Annotated in this window: 20 protein-coding genes and 1 tRNA gene; 7 read left to right on the top strand and 14 right to left on the bottom strand. The window is 71.6% G+C overall.

Going from position 1 to position 15850, the window contains the following annotated elements:
* Nucleotides 1-16 precede the first annotated feature (16 nt).
* From KM427_RS05425 to KM427_RS05410, 4 genes are all read left to right on the top strand, one after another.
* The gene (locus tag KM427_RS05425; RefSeq protein WP_183593814.1) at nt 17-595 is read left to right on the top strand and encodes a 5-formyltetrahydrofolate cyclo-ligase; all 579 of its coding nucleotides are present in this window, start codon (nt 17-19) and stop codon (nt 593-595) included.
* A 74-nt stretch (nt 596-669) separates the two neighbouring features.
* Nucleotides 670-975 carry an FmdB family zinc ribbon protein gene (locus KM427_RS05420; RefSeq protein WP_183592970.1) on the top strand — a complete coding sequence of 102 codons (306 nt, stop codon included), beginning with the start codon at nt 670-672 and terminating at the stop codon, nt 973-975.
* Nucleotides 976-1038: 63 nt separating this feature from the next.
* Entirely contained in the window at nt 1039-1668 is a 630-nt protein-coding gene (locus KM427_RS05415) for an SAF domain-containing protein (RefSeq protein WP_215526527.1), read from the top strand.
* Nucleotides 1669-1677: 9 nt separating this feature from the next.
* The gene (locus KM427_RS05410; RefSeq protein ID WP_215526526.1) at nt 1678-2055 is read left to right on the top strand and encodes an MscL family protein; all 378 of its coding nucleotides are present in this window, start codon (nt 1678-1680) and stop codon (nt 2053-2055) included.
* Nucleotides 2056-2100: 45 nt separating this feature from the next.
* Here KM427_RS05410 and KM427_RS05405 read toward each other — a convergent pair whose 3' ends face one another.
* On the bottom strand, nt 2101-2307 hold the full coding sequence (locus KM427_RS05405) for a hypothetical protein (RefSeq protein WP_215526525.1): 207 nt from the start codon (nt 2305-2307) through the stop codon (nt 2101-2103).
* 10 nt (nt 2308-2317) lie between these two features.
* A complete protein-coding gene (locus KM427_RS05400; protein ID WP_183592967.1) occupies nt 2318-3619 on the bottom strand; it encodes an LCP family protein in 1302 nt (433 codons plus the stop codon).
* Between the two features lie 169 nt (nt 3620-3788).
* Between KM427_RS05400 and KM427_RS05395 the strand changes: the two genes are divergently transcribed.
* Nucleotides 3789-3861, top strand: a tRNA-Arg gene (locus KM427_RS05395).
* Nucleotides 3862-4105: 244 nt separating this feature from the next.
* Here the strand turns inward: KM427_RS05395 and KM427_RS05390 are convergent.
* Nucleotides 4106-4681: a TetR/AcrR family transcriptional regulator gene (locus KM427_RS05390; protein ID WP_183592966.1), complete on the bottom strand. Its 576-nt coding sequence runs from the start codon at nt 4679-4681 to the stop codon at nt 4106-4108.
* Between the two features lie 92 nt (nt 4682-4773).
* On the opposite strand from KM427_RS05390, the gene KM427_RS05385 reads away from it, so the two are divergent.
* Nucleotides 4774-5232, top strand: coding sequence for a nuclear transport factor 2 family protein (locus tag KM427_RS05385; RefSeq protein ID WP_215526524.1), 459 nt, complete (start codon nt 4774-4776; stop codon nt 5230-5232).
* A gap of 384 nt (nt 5233-5616) precedes the next feature.
* On the opposite strand, the gene KM427_RS05380 is transcribed toward KM427_RS05385, so the two are convergent.
* The 5 genes from KM427_RS05380 to KM427_RS05360 all read right to left on the bottom strand — a co-directional run bounded on the left by KM427_RS05380 (nt 5617) and on the right by KM427_RS05360 (nt 9060).
* Nucleotides 5617-6447 carry an amidohydrolase family protein gene (locus KM427_RS05380; protein WP_215526523.1) on the bottom strand — a complete coding sequence of 277 codons (831 nt, stop codon included), beginning with the start codon at nt 6445-6447 and terminating at the stop codon, nt 5617-5619.
* A 7-nt stretch (nt 6448-6454) separates the two neighbouring features.
* A complete protein-coding gene (locus tag KM427_RS05375; RefSeq protein WP_183592963.1) occupies nt 6455-6943 on the bottom strand; it encodes an MSMEG_0572/Sll0783 family nitrogen starvation response protein in 489 nt (162 codons plus the stop codon).
* Nucleotides 6944-6987: 44 nt separating this feature from the next.
* On the bottom strand, nt 6988-7248 hold the full coding sequence (locus KM427_RS05370) for a hypothetical protein (protein ID WP_215526522.1): 261 nt from the start codon (nt 7246-7248) through the stop codon (nt 6988-6990).
* 11 nt (nt 7249-7259) lie between these two features.
* Nucleotides 7260-8585, bottom strand: a complete 1326-nt coding sequence (locus KM427_RS05365; RefSeq protein ID WP_183592961.1) for an FAD-dependent oxidoreductase — start codon at nt 8583-8585, stop codon at nt 7260-7262.
* Between the two features lie 70 nt (nt 8586-8655).
* Complete coding sequence (locus tag KM427_RS05360) at nt 8656-9060, bottom strand: OsmC family protein (protein ID WP_215526521.1); 405 nt, start codon at nt 9058-9060, stop codon at nt 8656-8658.
* 211 nt (nt 9061-9271) lie between these two features.
* On the opposite strand from KM427_RS05360, the gene KM427_RS05355 reads away from it, so the two are divergent.
* On the top strand, nt 9272-9853 hold the full coding sequence (locus KM427_RS05355; protein WP_215526520.1) for a cupin domain-containing protein: 582 nt from the start codon (nt 9272-9274) through the stop codon (nt 9851-9853).
* A gap of 31 nt (nt 9854-9884) precedes the next feature.
* Here the strand turns inward: KM427_RS05355 and KM427_RS05350 are convergent, their stop codons facing one another.
* From KM427_RS05350 to KM427_RS05325, 6 genes are all read right to left on the bottom strand, one after another.
* Nucleotides 9885-10127, bottom strand: a complete 243-nt coding sequence (locus KM427_RS05350) for a hypothetical protein (RefSeq protein WP_215526519.1) — start codon at nt 10125-10127, stop codon at nt 9885-9887.
* Between the two features lie 151 nt (nt 10128-10278).
* Nucleotides 10279-11820 (bottom strand): lyase family protein, encoded by a 1542-nt coding sequence (locus KM427_RS05345; RefSeq protein ID WP_215526518.1) that lies wholly within the window; start codon nt 11818-11820, stop codon nt 10279-10281.
* Nucleotides 11817-12788, bottom strand: a complete 972-nt coding sequence (locus tag KM427_RS05340; protein WP_215526517.1) for a pyridoxal-phosphate dependent enzyme — start codon at nt 12786-12788, stop codon at nt 11817-11819. Before KM427_RS05340 ends, KM427_RS05345 begins: the two co-directional genes overlap by 4 nt.
* On the bottom strand, nt 12785-14137 hold the full coding sequence (locus KM427_RS05335) for a class-II fumarase/aspartase family protein (protein WP_215526516.1): 1353 nt from the start codon (nt 14135-14137) through the stop codon (nt 12785-12787). Before KM427_RS05335 ends, KM427_RS05340 begins: the two co-directional genes overlap by 4 nt.
* Nucleotides 14122-15033, bottom strand: a complete 912-nt coding sequence (locus KM427_RS05330; RefSeq protein WP_215526515.1) for an XcbA family protein — start codon at nt 15031-15033, stop codon at nt 14122-14124. Before KM427_RS05330 ends, KM427_RS05335 begins: the two co-directional genes overlap by 16 nt.
* Complete coding sequence (locus tag KM427_RS05325; protein WP_215526514.1) at nt 15033-15833, bottom strand: phosphosulfolactate synthase; 801 nt, start codon at nt 15831-15833, stop codon at nt 15033-15035. Before KM427_RS05325 ends, KM427_RS05330 begins: the two co-directional genes overlap by 1 nt.
* Between the last annotated feature and the right edge of the window lie 17 nt (nt 15834-15850).

Genomic DNA, 15850 nt, shown 5'->3' with positions numbered 1-15850 from the left:
TTCCCTGGTGAGGCACATGCAATCTCCGGCCAAGCTGGCTGTCCGGGACCGGCTGCTCACCGCCCGCGGCCGCCGCCCGCTGGTCGACGTGGTCGCCGACGCGCACGCCATCGCGGCGCACCTGCTCGGGGCACCGGAGGTACGCCGGGCGGCGACGGTCGCGGCGTACGTCTCGATCGACGGCGAGCCCGGCACCGGCCCGCTCCTCGACGGGCTGCGCGCCGCCGGCAAGCGGGTGGTGCTGCCGGTGCTGCTGCCCGACGGCGACCTCGACTGGGCGGCGTACGACGGTCCGGACTCGCTGCTCCCCGCGCGCTTCGGCCTGCTCGAGCCGGCCGGGCGGCGACTCGGACCCGAGTCGGTCGGCACCGCCGACGCGGTGCTCGTGCCGGGGCTGGCGGTCGCCGCGGACGGGCTCCGGCTCGGTCGCGGGGGCGGCTCCTACGACCGGGCGCTGGGCCGGGTCCCCGTCGGCACCTTCACCTGCGTGCTGCTCTACGACGAGGAGGTCGGGGTCGCCGTGCCGGCCGAGCCGCACGACCGCCGGGTGACCCACGCCGCGAGCCCGGCGGGAATCGTGCGGCTGCGCGGCTGACGCTGGAGGTCTCGGGTACTCTTGGCACTCGTCAGTGCCGAGTGCCAGCCCGGGGCCGTCCGAGAAGGAGAACCGTGCCGACCTATCAGTACGCCTGCACCGAGTGCGGGCATGCCTTCGAGCAGTTCCAGAGCTTCTCCGACGACGCGCTGACCACGTGCCCGGAGTGCCAGGGCAAGCTGCGCAAGCTCTTCAACGCCGTCGGCGTCGTCTTCAAGGGCTCGGGCTTCTACCGCACCGACAGCCGCTCCGGCGGGTCCGCCACCGACGGCGGCTCCTCGAAGTCCGACTCGTCGACGTCGGACTCCTCGAGCACGAAGACCGAGACCAAGAGCGAGTCGAAGCCAGCGGCGACCGCCGCCGCGGCGTCCTCCGACTGAGCCCGGGCCGGGCCCTGTGGAGAGCCGGAGCGCGACCCCGGCTCCTTCTCCTAGCGTCGCGGCATGTCCGTCCGTGACCGTCTCGCCGTCGTACGCCGAACTCTGCGCCGCACGCTGCTCGCGCGCCGGCGACTGCTCGCCGCACTGCTGACGGCGGTCGCCGTCGCCGCCGGCCTGCACGCCGCCGCGGCCGAACCACCCGCCCGGGTGGCGGTGACCGTGGCCGCCCGCGACCTGCCGTCCGGCACGGTGCTGAGCGCCGGCGACGTCCGCCGCGCGGAGTTCGCGCCCGGCTCGGCGCCCGACGGGCTCGCCACGGAGCCAGTCGGCCGCACGCTGGCGGCGCCGCTGCGCGCGGGCGAGCCGGTGACCGACGTACGCCTGGTCGGCCCGGCCCTCACCGACGGCTACCCCGGTCTGGTCGCCGTACCGGTGCGGCTCCCGGACGCCGGGACCGCCGCGCTGCTGCGGGTCGGCGACCGGATCGACCTGGTCTCCGCCGACCCGGAGGGCGGGCCGGCGGCAGTGGTCGCCGAGTCGGTGCCGGTGCTGGCCCTGCCCGGCACCCCCGACGAGGCCGGCGCCACCGGCCTGACCGGCCGGCTCGTCGTGGTCGGCACCGCGCCCGGCGACGTCGCCCGCATCGCGGACGCGTCGGTGCGGACCTTCCTCACCATCGCCTTCGCCCATTAGCGTCGGGCCATGACCGGATTCAAGAACTTCATCCTGCGAGGCAACCTCATCGAGCTGGCCGTGGCCCTGATCATGGCGCTCGCGTTCACGGCCATCGTGACCGCGACGGTCGACCTCATCATGGGGCTGATCGGCAAGGTCGGCGGGCAGCCGGACTTCTCGGGCTGGGAGCCCGGCGGGCTCCCCTTCGGCGCCTGGGTGACGGCGGTCATCAGCTTCCTGATCATCTCCGCCGTCGTCTACTTCTTCATCGTGCTGCCCTACACCAAGGCCAAGGAGAGGTTCTTCCCGGCCGAGGAGCCCGGCACCCCCGAGGACGTCCAACTCCTCGAGGAGATCCGCGACCTGCTCGCCGCACAGCAGGGCCGCCCGACACCGGGGGCCTGAGCCGCCTACTGACCACCCTTCGAGCCGGTTGCTAGCGCAACCTCCTCAGGAACCGTGGTGCGGGGGCACCTGCTCCCGCAGCCACCGGTCCCCGGCCGGCTCCCGGTCGGGCCGGGCCGGGTCTCGCTCGTCGTTCGTGGTCTCAGGCAGCACGTCGCCGAAGATCTCGGCGCGCCGCCGGCGGCGCCGCCACTCGGCGTCCCGCTCAGCGTCCGGCTGGGCGTCCGGCTCCGTCGGCGGCTGCTCGCTCACCCGCGCCGCCTCACACGCACAGGCCGGCGTTGGCGAGCGCCTGCCGGCTGGCCTCGTCCTCGGGCGTCGACGACGGACTGCCGGTCGACGGCGAGTCCGAGGGGCTGCTCGGGGTGTCCGAGGGCGAGCTCGACGGCGAGTCCGACGGGCTGCTCGACGGGGAGTCGGAGGGCGACGGCGTCTTGCCGCCGGGCACGCTGCCGGCGCTGATCACGCCGTCGGAGAGGCGCTTGGTCAGCGGCTCGTCCTTGCGAATCTTCTTCCAGACCTGGTCGGCCTCGGGCTGCTTCCACGCGAGCCGGTTGGGGTCGCTGGGCGCGGTGATGATCGGGATGGTGATGAACTGGATGTTGTCCAGGCCGATCCCCTTGAACTGGTTGCCCAGCTCGGCGATCTTGATGACGTTCTCGAGGCCGGGGTCGACGGTGAGCGACTTGGTCGCGGAGTCCAGGAAGCGCACCAGCCGGTCGGGGCGGGCCAGCGTGCCGGCGGTGACCACCTGGTGGGCCATCGAGGCGATGAACGCCTGCTGCCGCTTCATCCGGCCGATGTCGGAGCCGTCGCCCACGACGTACCGCTCCCGCACGTAGTTGAGCGCCTCGTTGCCGTGCAGCTTGCGGGTGCCGGCGGGGATGTGGATGCCGTGCGCCGGGTCGTCGATGTCCTCGGGGATGCACATCTCGACTCCGCCGATCGCGTCGACCATGCCCCGGAAGCCCTCGAAGTCGACCTTCACGAAGTGGTCGAGACGGATGCCGGTGATCTGCTCGAACTGCTGGATCGTGCAGGCGGGGCCGCCGAGCGCGAAGGCCTCGTTCCACATCGCGCTGCTGCTGCCGGGGATCGAGTCGCCGTTCTCCCTCGTGCACTCCGGCCGCTGCACGAGCAGGTCGCGCGGGATGCTGATGCCGTAGGCGCGCTCGCGGTCGGCCGAGAGGTGGAAGAGGATCGTGGTGTCCGACCGCTCGCCGCCGCCGGTGAGGCCGTCGATGTTGTTGCCCGCGCCGTCCCGGGTGTCGGAGCCCATCACCAGCACGTTCAGGGGCTCGCGAGGGCCCTCGACGTCGACCTTGTCGGGGCGATCGGAGAGCTGCGCACTGGGGTCGAGGACCTCCAGGTTGCCGTTGAGGTGGCGGTAGAGATAGACCACCCCGAGGCCGGTCGCGAGGCCGAGCACGACCACGGTGGCGAGGACGACCTTGCCGACCGTGTGCCGCCGCTTGACCTTGCCCCGTCGCTTCGGACCGGAGGGGGTGGCCGGGGTGGCAGCGCCGGACTCGGACGGGGTACCGTCGAGCTCAGCGTCGGACATCTATCAGCCTTCGGTCGGGGACTCGGAGCCGCTCGGCGGCCTCGATGAGCCTAGACGGCGATCCTTAATTGTCCCTGTGACGCCGGTCGTCGGCCAAACCGGCGGTCGATCCGACCCGGGTGGGCGGTGTCGTGCGGCCCCGAGCCACGCGACTACGATGCCCGGGCACGCCCCAGTAGCTCAGTGGATAGAGCAGCCGCCTCCTAAGCGAAAGGTCGTAGGTTCGACTCCTACCTGGGGCACGACCACCAACGCGCAGGTCAGCGCGCCGAATCGACTCCTGACCTGCGCGTTTGTCATTGCTCCGGTCCTGTCGGTCGATATCGAACCGTGACAGCCTGGGTCGGGCTGACCTCTGCGAATCGTTGCGTAGAGCTCCCGGTGCCGCAACCCGACCTAGGAGCGGACCTCGTCGGGCAGGTCTCGGACTCCGGGGAGTCCGGTCGGCGACATCGTTCCTATTCCGACCGCGACACCGTGACCGGCTCAGTGGCGGTCGGACCTCGATCGCAGCAGCGCTGCGGCTTCCTTGGCCACCAGGGCCTGCGCGGGGTCCCCGTTGATGCTCGCGTTGACGATGGCGCCCTCAGCGAGCAGGCAGAGCGCTGGCGCGACTGCGGTGGGGTAGCCGCTCTCGACGGCGGCCCTGGTGACGAACGCGTGGAAGGCGCGTTTGTGCGCTTGTACGGATTCCACGACGGCGGCGTCCGTGCCACCGAGCTCGCCGAAGGTGTTGATCCAGGCGCATCCGTGAAACCCGGGCGCTTGGAACCAGTCGTGGAGCCAGTCGAAGATCGCGGAGACCCGTTCCGCGTCAGGCGCTCGGTCGACGAAGGTCTCGAGGTCTTCTCGCCAACGGGTGTCTCGTCGTTCAAGTACAGCGAGGAGCAGGTCGCTCTTGGTGCGGAACAGCTGGTAGATCCGTTTCAGCGAGATCCCGCTTCCGGCGCGAATCTCGTCCATGCCGACCGCCTGGACACCGCGTGCGTAGAAGAGCGCTTCCGCGGCTGCTAGCAGCCGCGACACCTGCGCGTCCCGCGCTGGCGGTGCAACTTCGGCCATGACGTCAAACCTTCGGGGTTGCGTGAAGAACGATCGTTCTCTAGCCTAGCTGGCACGTAGAGAACGATCGTTCTCCACCTTGAGGAGGAGCCATGAGCGGACGACCACCGTTCCCACCGTTCGACCTGGAGACAGCACGAGAGAAGGTTCAGGCGGGCGAGGACGGCTGGAACACACGTGATCCGGAGCGGGTCGCTCTTGCCTACACCGAAGACTCGGTGTGGCGTAACCGGGACGCCTTTGTCACTGGCCGGGCGGAGATCCTCGAGTTCTTGACCTCCAAGTGGCAGCGGGAGCTCGACTACGCGCTCCGCAAGAACCTGTGGGGTTTCCATGAGAATCGAATCGCCGTCCGCTTCCAGTACGAGTCGCACGATCCGGCGGGCCAGTGGTGGCGCAGCTACGGCAACGAGCTCTGGGAGTTCGACCAGCACGGTCTGATGAGCCGGCGCGAGGCGAGCATCAACGACGTTCGCATCGAGGACGGCGACCGCCGAATCTTCGGTCCCCGATCGAAGTCCGAGTACGGCGTCGAGTTCCCGCTCCACTGACCACCAGATCGTTCCTCACCGCGGCACCTCCTTCCGCCGCCGACCGTCACCACCAGCACCGCTGAAGGCGCGAGCCTGACCTGAAGCACCCCGACTCCCCCAGAACGCCGCTGACCCGCCACGTCAGCGGCGTTTGCCGTCCTCACGGATCGTCAACGCCACCAAGCGGGCCCGGAAATGCGAGACACCCGGCCCAGATCTCTCTGGATCGGGTCTCTGTGAACCACAGCGGGTTTCCTCTGTGAGACCACCGTTGTGCGCGAGGCGGAGTTCAACCAGTGGAATTCGCCATGAGATGCCCAAACTCCACGACCGGCGACCATCGGAACGACGTCGGCGTCCGCCCCAGGCTCGGGGCGGACGCCGACATCGATGTGGTGCTGCTCAGGATCCGTAGAGGCTCGTGAAGTTGTCCCGCAGCATGAGGTTGCCCAACTCACCGTCACCGGCGGCCTCGGCCAGCCGGTAGACCTCGCCGGTGTAGTCGCCCCAGGGCTCGTCGCTGGCGAAGAGCACGCGATCGTGCCCGATGCCCCGCTTCTCGATCTCGGAGGCGAGCCAGCGCGGCGCGAAGCCGATCGCCCAGCTGGTGTCGGTGTAGACCTTCTTGCCCTGCTCGATCCAGGTGAAGAACCGCTCGCTGATGAGCTTGATGTGGCCGCTCATGCCGCCACCGAAGTGGACCAGGTGCATCTTGGTCTCGTCGCCGTAGCGCTCGACCAGCTTGCCGATCTGGTCGATGTCGGAGGCCGCGCCCGGGGAGGTGTGGATGTGGACCACGAGGTCGTTGTCCCGAGCCGTGTTGAAGATGGTCTCGAGCTGCGGCTGGCAGGCCTCGTCGTCGACCGCGCCGCCGAGCAGGAAGCTGGTCTTGAGGGCGACCACGCCCGGCTCACCGACCAGCTTGAGCGCCTCGGCGTTCAGCTCGGCGTCCTGGGCCCGGGGCGAGACCCACAGGCCGCACTTGATCCGGTCGTCGGTCGCCGCCGCCTCGACCACCAGGGGGTTGAACCCGAAGGAGACCCCGGCGTCCGGCACCCCGTAGTTGGGCAGCACGAGCGTGCGCTCGGCTCCCTCGCGGTCGAGGTCGGCGATCAGCTCGGCGACCGTGCCCCGGGCGCTGATGTCCGGGTTCGCGGGCGGTCCGCCGTAGAAGGGGAACGCCGGCATCACCCCGATGTGGCGGTGCGCGTCGTTCGTCAGGTGCGTGGCCATCGCGACGTCAGACCGTCCAGGTGGCCAGCACGAGGGCGCGGTCCCGCCATGCCTGGATGTTGGCATCCAGTACGTCGAGCGGGTTGAACGCCTTGACGCCGGGGATCAGGTCGTCCTCGCGCATCCCGTAGAGCGCACCCATCGCGAACCGGCAGGCGTAGACCGTCGCACCCTCGTCGATCAGGGTCTTGATCTGCTTGTTGTAGCCGAGGTTGCCCGGGAACCCCTCCGCGCCGACAGCCGGGTAGCCGCGAGCCGCGGAGGCCATCAGCACGGCGGGGCCGTAGAGGACGAAAGTGAGCTCGAAGCCCTTGCGCTGCAGGCGGGTCGCGGTCAGCATGTTGACCAGGCCGACCGAGCCCTCGAACGGCACGGTGTGCATGAAGACGTAGGCCTTGTCGCCCTCGTTCGCCTTGTGGTCGGGGAAGATCTTCTCCTCGACGTTGAAGAGGATGTCGCCTTCCTTCGGCGGGTCGATCGTCACGGTCTTGGGCACGGTAGCGCTCCTTGCTCGGGTCGGTTGGTTGGCTGTGGTGCGACTCAGTCGATCTGCTCCGGATCGACGTACTGGGGTGCGGGCCAGCCCATCCGGTGGCTGCCCGGGATCTGCTGCATGACGACGCGGCGCAGCCTCCAGGGGAGGAAGCGGTAGACCGGTGCGAAGACCTGCAGCCACCACCGCTCGGCGAGTCCGCGCGGCCGCGCGGGCGCGTTCGCGTGGTGCTGCTCGGCCATCCGGCGCTGGGCGTCGCGGAGCAGAGAGCTCTCGGCGTTGTGACGCAGCCAGTGCGTGAAGCTCACGGCTCCGCCTCTCAGAGCTTCGCGACGGCGGCCTGGGCGGCCATCGCGATCGGCTCGTTGAGGGCGCCGATGGCGGGCGAGTAGACGTTCTCCATCGTGGCCAGGGTGTCGATGGGGACACCGGTACGGGCGACGATGCCCAGGAAGTCGGCACGCTCCTTGATCCCCTCGCCGCCGACCATCTGTGCGCCGATCAGGCGCCGGCTGCGGGGGTCGACGAGGAGCTTGACGGTGATCGGCTTGACGCCGGGGTAGTAGCGCGCCCGGGTGATGCCGTTGGCCACGCCGGTGACGAAGGGCAGGCCGAGCGCGGTGGCCAGCGTCTCGCCGAAGGAGACCCCGCCGATCATCCACTGTCCGGCGAGCATGCCCCAGGGCACGTAGACGGGGTTGTGGGTGCGTCGGCCGCCGGCCGCGTTGATGCCGGCGGTCTTGCCCTGGGCGTAGGCGTGGCTGCCCGAGAGTCCCTGCAGGGGCACGTTGGAGACCCCGTGGGGGATCTCCGCGCAGTCGCCCGCGGCGTACACGTGCGGGTCCGAGGTGCGCATCTGCGGGTCTACCGCGATCCCTCCGGTGCTCCCGAGCTTGATCCCGGCCGCACGGGCCAGACCGGCGTTCGCGACCTTGTGGCTTCCGATCACGGCCAGCTGACAGGGCACGTCACCGAACGAGGTGGTCGCGTGGGTCAGCTTGCCGCCCTTGCCGACGAAGCCCGTCACCTTCTCGTTGAACCGCAGGTCGACACCGTCGGCCTCCCAGTCGGCCCGCACCGGCTCGACGATGTCGGGGTCGATGACGTCGGCCATCGGCCACGGGCCTGGGTCGACCAGGGTGACCTCGATGCCCCGGTGACGCAGCGCCGAGACCATCTCCATCGCGATCGGACCGGACTCCACCACCACCGCCTGACGCACGGTGTCGAGGTACTTGTCCCACTCCATCGCGGCCCGGATGTTCTTGACGTGGTAGATGCCCTCGAGGTCGGTGCCCGGCACGTCGGGCGTGGCGTAGTCCCAGCCGGTGGCAAGGACCAGCCGGTCGTAGGTGACCCACCCCTCGCCCTTGACCTGGATGGACTTCGACTTCAGGTCGATGCTCTCGACCGTCGTCTCGTAGTGGACGTCGATGCCCTGCTGGACGTACTGCTCCTTCGTGGCCAGGAAGAGCCGCTCGAAGGAGTCGATCTCCTTGCCGTGCACGAAGGGGATGCCGCACGGGCTGTAGGCGACGTCCTCGAACTCGGTGTAGACCACCGTCTCCACCGACGGATCCTGGCCCTTGGCCGCACCAGCGACGCCCAGTCCTGCCGCCCCGCCACCGATCACGACGATCTTCACGAGTGTGCCCGCTCTCTTTCCGTCGCAAAATCAACGTCGTGTCGGATAGTAGATGCGAGCCCGCGGGCGGTCAAGCCTCGACGGCGGCCACCTCGGTGGTCAGCTCCACCCCGGAGCGCAGCGTGTTGGTGACGTAGCAGACCCGCTCCGCCGCCTCGAGCAGCGCGTCGACCCGGCCGGCCGGGACGCCGACCTCGGCCGAGATCCGCACCGAGGCGAAGCGCAGCCCTTCGTAGGTGCCGGTGACCTGGACCCGGAGCGCGCTCGGCACCAGCCCCTGCCGCTTGGCGGCATGCCCGAGCGCGAGGGTGAAGCAGGAGGCGATCGACGCAAGGAAGTAGTCAGTGGGCTGGGGACCGAGGCCGGAGCCGCCGACCTCCACGGGCTCGTCGACGGTGACCTCGAAGTCGCCGGCGGTCACCGTGCAGTGGTAGCCGCCGTGCCAGACACCGGCGACCGTTCGCTCGACACCCATCGACAGCCTCCTCGAGGTGGTGATCACTTCGCGCGAAGATGTTTCAGATCAGAGATGATGCATCATCATAGGAGATATCGGGGTGGGACGGCGGTCCGCTAGTCTGCACAGTTGGCAACCCGCCCCGACTCCGAGCGAAGGAGACCCGCTCTTGACCGCGCCCGCCCCGCAACCGACCTCCGACGAATCCCGTCGCGCCTCCGCGACGCCCATGTCGGAGGACGACGTCGCACAGGTCGTGACCGGGATCGGGCCCCGGTTGCGGGCACTGCGCACCCGGCAGGGACTGTCGCTGCAGCAGCTGGCGGACCAGTCCGGCGTCTCGCCGGCGGCGATCCACAAGGTCGAGCAGTCGACGATGGTGCCGACGATCACCACGCTGCTGAAGCTGGCGGCCACCTTCGAGGTCCCCGTCGGACACTTCATCGACGAGGCGCCGGCCCCGGCCAGCTCCGCGGTCCACGTCCCGGCGAAGCGGCGCCGCCAGGTGACGTCGGCGGCCGGCGACATCGTCACCGGGCAGCTCTCGGCCGACGGCGGGCCCTTCGATCTCGACGCCACCCTCAGCGAGGTCGGGCCGGGCGCCTCCTCCGGGGAGGCGACGGCCAGGTCGGCCGGCGAGACCCTGGTGCACGTGGTCTCCGGCTCCCTGGAGGTGACGGTGTCCGGGCAGCCGATCAAGCTCAGCGCGGGTGACTCGCTGCACTTCCGCGCCGAGGAGCCGCACAGCTGGCGCAACCCCGGCGCCCGGGTGGCGAAGGTGATCTTCGCGTCCGTCCCCGAGCGCCGCTGAGCCCGGGCCGACCGAGGCCGGCCGCCAGCTCTCAGGAGTTGACGGCGACCCGCGGGTCGCGCTCCGGCCGGAGCTCGGTGACGGTCGCCATCGGCGCCGGCGGGACCAGGCTGGCCAACGCGACCAGGGCGTCGAACACCCGCTCCGGGTCCACCCACGGGTGCCCCTGGGCGAACTCGATCCAGTCCCCGGGCGGGATCACCGGCTCGCCCTCGCCGTACTCCAGCTCACCCCACGTGGCCGCCAGCTCGATCAGCTCGACGAGCCCCGTCATCGGCTGGAACTCCAGCCCCAACAGGCGTCGATGGTGTGCGGGTGCCGCCGCCTCGAACCGACAGCCACACTGCCCTTCGGAAACGATCGGGTTGTCCATGACCCGAGCCTGCCCGGTGGTGTTGCAGGGACGTTGCACGGCCGCGCAGCCGTCACGAAGCGGCCGTCCGCACCACCTCGCGCGCGGTGGCGAGCAGTCGGCGCTCCACCTCCGCGTAGTCGTCCAGGGCGGCCTGGGCGCGCTCACGCAGCGACTCGGCGGCGGCGGCGTACTCCTCGGTCATGGCCAGCACCGCGCGTGGCGCCGCGCCGCCGGCGGCATCCCTCGTGGCGACGATGTTGCGCGGGTCGACGGTGGCGCGCAGCTCCTCGGCGTCCAGCCCCAGGCTGCGCTCGGGCCCCCAGCCCAGCACCGTGCGCGCGGCGGTGTCGAGGTCCTCGGGGGTGAGGTCGATGGCACCGACGCCGGTACGGCTGGCGGTCCGGACGGTCTCGCCCACGACCAGGTACGCCGCGCGGTAGTCGATCCCGCAGCGGAGCATGACGTACTCGGCGAGGTCGGTCGCCTGGGTGTAGCCCTCGATCAGCCGCTGCCACATCCGCCCCCGGTTCACGGCCAGGGTGTCGACCACGCCGTCCATCAGGGCGGTGATGCGGGTCCCGAACTCGAGCGCCTTCGGGATCTCGCCGTAGGCGAAGATCAGGTTGTCGCTGCGCGCGGACGGCGACTTCACCACCGCGAGGAAGCCGGTCAGGCGGCCGATCAGCACGCCGCCCGCGCCGCGGACGATGGACAGGGCGTAGGGGTTGCGCTTCTGCGGCATCAGCACGGAGGCCCGCGTGTAGGGCCCGGCGAGATCGACGTAGTCGAACTCCTGACTCGACCAGATCTCGAGGTCCTCCGCGAGCTTCGCCTGGTTGGAGATCAGGCTGACGGTGGTCGCCAGCACGTCGATGAACGTGTCGGTCTGCCACATCGCGTCCCGGGTGTGGGTGATCACGCCCCCGAAGCCGAGCAGGTCCGCGATCACCTCGCGGTCGTCGAGCAGTCGGCTGCCGTTGACGCAGCCCGCGCCGCCCGGACTGGTGTTGACCTCCGCCAGCGCGACCAGCAGCCGCTCGGCGTCGCGGATCGCCGGCGGCACGAAGCCGAGCAGGTAGTGGCCGAAGGTCGACGGTTGCGCCTGCTGCAGGTAGGTCTGGTCGGGCATCAGCACCTCGGCGTTGTCGGCCGCGACCCGACTGGCCGTGGCGGCGAAGCCGGCGGCGGCGAGGGTCAGCTCCGCGGTCAGGCCGCGCAGCAGCAGCCGGAGCGCGACCCGCGCCGCCTCCCGCCGGGGACGGCCGGCGTGCAGCCAGCCGGCGTCGTCGCCGATCGCCGCGACGAACCTGCGCTCCCGGGAGTTGTACGGCTCGCCGTACGCCGCGTCGTAGCCGAAGTCCTCCGGCGCCGTCTCGTGCGCCTCCAGCAGCACGGCGAGCAGCCGGGCCGCGGCCGGCTCCGGGACGATGCCGCGGTGCCGGAGGTCCAGCACGTGCGCGATGTCGGCGAGGTTCAGCCCCGCGTGCAGCAGCGGCGCGTCGGCGATCTCCCAGGCGAAGCCCGCCTCGATCAGCTCCGGCGCGGGCGCCTCCTTCGACGGCCCCTCGGCCCGGCGCGGACGGTGCGGTTCGGGGATCTGGACAGCCGTCATGGACGGACCTCCTGTGCTCGATCGGGTCGGCCTGGTGCCGGGGTGCCGGCCAGGGAGTCGGCGGCGGCGAGCAGCCCACCGGTCAGCCAGTAGACGACCGGGCGGGAGAAGTCGTCGCGGTGCGCAGCCAGCCAGCCCAGCGCCGGGGCGTTGTAGACCGGATCGGCGACCAGCCCCACGCTCCTCAGGAGGGTCGCCTCCGTCGCCGGTACGTCGACCTGGCGGCCGTCCACGACCCGCCAGTCGACCGCGGGGGTCTCACCGCCGGCGACCTCGGCGGCCAGCTCGCTGACGACGCCGGCGACCTGCGCGGGGTCGCGGGTGACCGCCACCGCCACCACCTCGACCCGGTCCGACCCGGTGGACCGGGCCGCGGCAAGGCCGGCCAGCAACCCCGCGGTGCTGCCACCGGAGCCCAGGGGCAGCACCACGCTGACCCGGTCCAGGCCGCGCTCGTCCAGCTGGGCCAGCAGCTCGGCCGCGGCCGTGACGAACCCTCGGGCACCGACCGCGGTGGCACCCCCGCGGGGCACCGCGCGGACCCGACGGCCCGCGGCCCGGAGCCGCTCGACCTCGGCGAGCGCGGCGGTCTCCATCGAGGCCTTGTCCGGTGATCCGGTGTAGTGGATCAGCGCACCGGCGCGTTCGGCGAGGGTGATCGCGGCGCCCCCGCGCGGGTGGCCGTGGCTGAACTGGCGCACCTCGACCCCGTGCTCCGCGGCCGCGACCGCCAGCAGCGCGGCGAAGTTCGACGAGGGACCACCGGCGACGACGAGCACCTCCACGTCGGCCGCCAGCGCGTCGGTCAGGATCGCCTCCACCGTGCGGACCTTGTTGCCGCCCCAGCAGTAGCCGGTGAGGTCGTCGCGCTTGAGCCAGAGCCGGCCGAGGCGGGAGCCGAGATCGGCATGGTGCAGCGGCGTCGGGAAGAGGCCCAGGCCCACTCCCTCGGCACGGGCTCCACTCATGCCCAGTCCTCGCCCAGGGCGTCGCGGCGCTCGGCGGCCCGGGCCAGCACCCGGTCGACCATCTCCCCGGCGGCACCGACATGGACCCGGTCCAGCTCGGCCGCCTCCTCCTCGGTCAGGTCGAGGGCGTCGACGACCGCGATCCCCCTGGTCCGAGCCACCCGGTAGGCCTCCTGCAACGCGGCCTGGGCCCGGTGCTTGCCGAGCCGCACGGACACGACGCTGAGCAGCCGCTCGGACGAGGCGCTGCCACCCGCGGTCAGGTTGGCCAGCATCCGGTCGGTGTCGACCTCGAGCCCCTCGACGAGGCGGACCGACATCGCGGTCGCCGCCAGGGCGTAGTGGGCCAGCTCCGGCACCAGCACCCACTCGGTCTTCCAGGTGCGCCCGTCCCGCTCGTGCTCGCCGACCATCGTCTCGGTCAGGACGGCGGACTGGCTGCGCACCAGTCGGGCCAGCGTGACGACCTGCTCGCTGACCTCCGGGTTCCTCTTGTGCGGCATCGTGATGGAACCGACGGTGCCGTCGGCGACCGGCTCCCGCAGCTCGCCGATCTCGGCCCGGGCGAGGGCGTAGGTCTCGTTGGCCACCCGGGCGAGCGCGGTCACCGTGGACGCGACGACCTGGGCGAACTCGGCCAGCCGGTCGCGGGTCGAGAGCCAGGAGATCGGCGGCTGCGCGAGGCCGAGCCGCCCGACGTACGCCTGCTGCATCGGCAGCGCGGCGCTCCCGAAGAACCCCAGCACCCCCACGGCACCGGCGAGCTGACCGACCAGCCACCGGTCCCGCCCCTGGGCCAGTCGGTCGAGGCACCGGCCGATCTCGTCGGCCCAGGTGGCCGCCTTGAAGCCGAAGGTGATCGGCGCGCCGGGCTGGCCGTGGGTACGTCCGACCATCGGCGTGTCCCGGTGCCGGCGCGCGAGCTCCAGCAGCGCCGCCTCGATCCGGCGCAGGTCCCGCCAGAGCAGCCGGCCGACGGCCCGGACCTCCAGGACCTGCGCGGTGTCGGTGACGTCCTGCACGGTGGCGCCGTAGTAGACCCACTCCGCCGCCTCGGCGGGCAGCGCACCCTTCAGCACGTCGATCATGCCCAGGGTCGAGTGGGAGGTACGCCGCGTACCGGCGGCGATCGCCTCGATCGCCGCGCCGTCCCACGTCCGGTCGCGCAGCCCGGCGATCGCGGCCGCGGCGGACTCCGGGATCAGTCCGACCTCGGCCTGCGCGCCGGCCAGGGCGGCGAGCACCTCGACCCATCGTCCGATCCGCGCCGGCTCGGCGAGGAGCCGGCGACTCTCGGGCGTGCTCCACTGGTGCCCGAAGACGGCCGAGTCGATCAGATGCGCGTCCACGGCACCCCGGCCCTCTGCACGATCCGGTCCAACGCCGCCCGGACCTCGTGGAGCGACGCCCCCCAAGGCACCAGCACACCGTCGTCGCGCTCCTCGATGCCCTCCTGGAGCAGGCAGCACCGGGTCAGCGACTCCCCGCTCGGCTGCTGGCCGGCGGCGGGGAGCCACTGTCGGGGACAGGTGTCCACCCGGTCGGGGACCGAGCCGTAGAACCACCGGTGGATCTGGTCGGAGCGCTCGCAGCCGACCAGGGTCCACTCCTGCTGCGGCGGCCGCTCGTCGAGGAACCAGACCCGGCTGGTGCCGAACTCCATCCCCGAGGCGCGGCACGGGATCAGGAGGTCCGCCGCCGGGACCGGGCGGCCGGCGGCCAGCAGGTCCCGGCTGTCCTTCAGCTCGGCGTCGACCACGATCGGAGGCAGGTCCTCGGCCAGCGCGAGCACCCGGCCGACCTGGTCGACCAGCTTCGCCGGGCCGGGCGGCACCACGTCGACCACACGGAGCCGCAGCGGCGCCGGATCCAAGATGAAGCTGAGGTGGGAGTAGGCGCCCTCGACGACGACGCAGCGGGCGCCGGGGGCCCGCTCGGCGGCCAGCGCGAGCTGGGACGGGACCGCGGTGTCCAGCGCCTCGTCCACCACCAGGGCGCACTCCTCGGGGCCGGCCAGCACCCGGGCGGCCGTCGTGGGCACGAAGAGGGCGGCGTCGCCGGTCGGCTCGGCCCGGTCGACCTCGACCAGGGCGAGCCGCTCACCGCGGCGCGCGACGATGAAGCGGGTCCGGAAGTAGACCTCGCGCCCGGTGAAGTACGCCACGAGATCCGTGGCCGTCAGCGACGGCACCGTGGCCACCGCGACCTGCCGGTAGCGGCCCGGTACGACGTTGGCCTGCGGCATCACGCGCCCCGACCGGCGGCGAGGCGGAGCCCGGTCTCGGTGAGTCCGATCGTGTCCGAGCGCAGCCCGCGCCGCAGCGTCTCCAGGCCGACGACATCGTCCAGCGCGACGTTGCCGAGATTGACGTTCGGCCCGAGCCGGCGGAGCAGGACCGCCTGCTGGGCCCGCTGGGGGGCCTCGTAGATGATCCGCTCGGCTCCGGGCACCGCGGCCAGGCTGTCGAGCAGCTGCTCGCGGACCGCGCCCTGCGCGTCGTAGAGCCCGACCGTGCCGCTCTCCCGCCCCTCCGTCACGATCCAGCTGGCCCCGGCCTCGAGATCGGCGCGGACCTCGGCGACCCAGGCGTCGGCGGAGACCAGCTCGCACGGATCCTTGCTGCCCACCTCGGCGAACACCTCGAAGCCCAGCGCCCGGCCCCGCTCGATCAGCTCCACCTTCCGGGCGGCGGGCATCGGCGTCGCCCCCCGGGAGACCTCGACGCACTCGAACCCGGCCCAGGTGGCGAACTCGAAGAACTCGTCGACCCGGTCCTGGCTCCAGGCGATCTCCAGCAGCGTGCCACCGGTGCAGGCGAGGATGCCGCGATCGCGCAGCAGCCGCACCTTCTCCGCCAGGAGGGGCTCGACGTACGCGGTCCCCCACCCGAACTTCCACACGTCCACCCACTCGGCGTAGGCGGAGAGGGTCTCCTCTACCCGGCCGATTGAATACCCTTTGTCCAGCACGTGGGTGAGGCCGGTGGCGCGGGGCTTCGCCGGGCGAGGTGGGAGCGTGAGGAAACTGGGACGGCTGGTCTGCATCCACCCACCTCTCTCGA

The sequence above is a fragment of the Nocardioides sp. LMS-CY genome, assembly GCF_018732145.1.
GTDB classification, from domain to species: domain Bacteria; phylum Actinomycetota; class Actinomycetes; order Propionibacteriales; family Nocardioidaceae; genus Nocardioides; species Nocardioides soli.
Note: the sequence above shows the minus strand (reverse complement) of the source record. Positions and strands in the feature narration are given on the sequence as shown.

What these genes read in the sequence shown, in the direction of transcription:
- KM427_RS05425 (WP_183593814.1), top strand. Translation starts at nt 17, where the DNA reads ATGCAATCTCCGGCCAAGCTGGCTGTCCGGGACCGGCTGCTCACCGCC.
- KM427_RS05415 (WP_215526527.1), top strand. Translation starts at nt 1,039, where the DNA reads ATGTCCGTCCGTGACCGTCTCGCCGTCGTACGCCGAACTCTGCGCCGC.
- KM427_RS05410 (WP_215526526.1), top strand. Translation starts at nt 1,678, where the DNA reads ATGACCGGATTCAAGAACTTCATCCTGCGAGGCAACCTCATCGAGCTG.
- KM427_RS05400 (WP_183592967.1), bottom strand. Translation starts at nt 3,619, where the DNA reads ATGTCCGACGCTGAGCTCGACGGTACCCCGTCCGAGTCCGGCGCTGCC.
- KM427_RS05390 (WP_183592966.1), bottom strand. Translation starts at nt 4,681, where the DNA reads ATGGCCGAAGTTGCACCGCCAGCGCGGGACGCGCAGGTGTCGCGGCTG.
- KM427_RS05385 (WP_215526524.1), top strand. Translation starts at nt 4,774, where the DNA reads ATGAGCGGACGACCACCGTTCCCACCGTTCGACCTGGAGACAGCACGA.
- KM427_RS05380 (WP_215526523.1), bottom strand. Translation starts at nt 6,447, where the DNA reads ATGGCCACGCACCTGACGAACGACGCGCACCGCCACATCGGGGTGATG.
- KM427_RS05360 (WP_215526521.1), bottom strand. Translation starts at nt 9,060, where the DNA reads ATGGGTGTCGAGCGAACGGTCGCCGGTGTCTGGCACGGCGGCTACCAC.
- KM427_RS05355 (WP_215526520.1), top strand. Translation starts at nt 9,272, where the DNA reads ATGTCGGAGGACGACGTCGCACAGGTCGTGACCGGGATCGGGCCCCGG.
- KM427_RS05350 (WP_215526519.1), bottom strand. Translation starts at nt 10,127, where the DNA reads ATGACGGGGCTCGTCGAGCTGATCGAGCTGGCGGCCACGTGGGGTGAG.
- KM427_RS05345 (WP_215526518.1), bottom strand. Translation starts at nt 11,820, where the DNA reads ATGACGGCTGTCCAGATCCCCGAACCGCACCGTCCGCGCCGGGCCGAG.
- KM427_RS05340 (WP_215526517.1), bottom strand. Translation starts at nt 12,788, where the DNA reads ATGAGTGGAGCCCGTGCCGAGGGAGTGGGCCTGGGCCTCTTCCCGACG.
- KM427_RS05330 (WP_215526515.1), bottom strand. Translation starts at nt 15,033, where the DNA reads ATGCCGCAGGCCAACGTCGTACCGGGCCGCTACCGGCAGGTCGCGGTG.
- KM427_RS05325 (WP_215526514.1), bottom strand. Translation starts at nt 15,833, where the DNA reads ATGCAGACCAGCCGTCCCAGTTTCCTCACGCTCCCACCTCGCCCGGCG.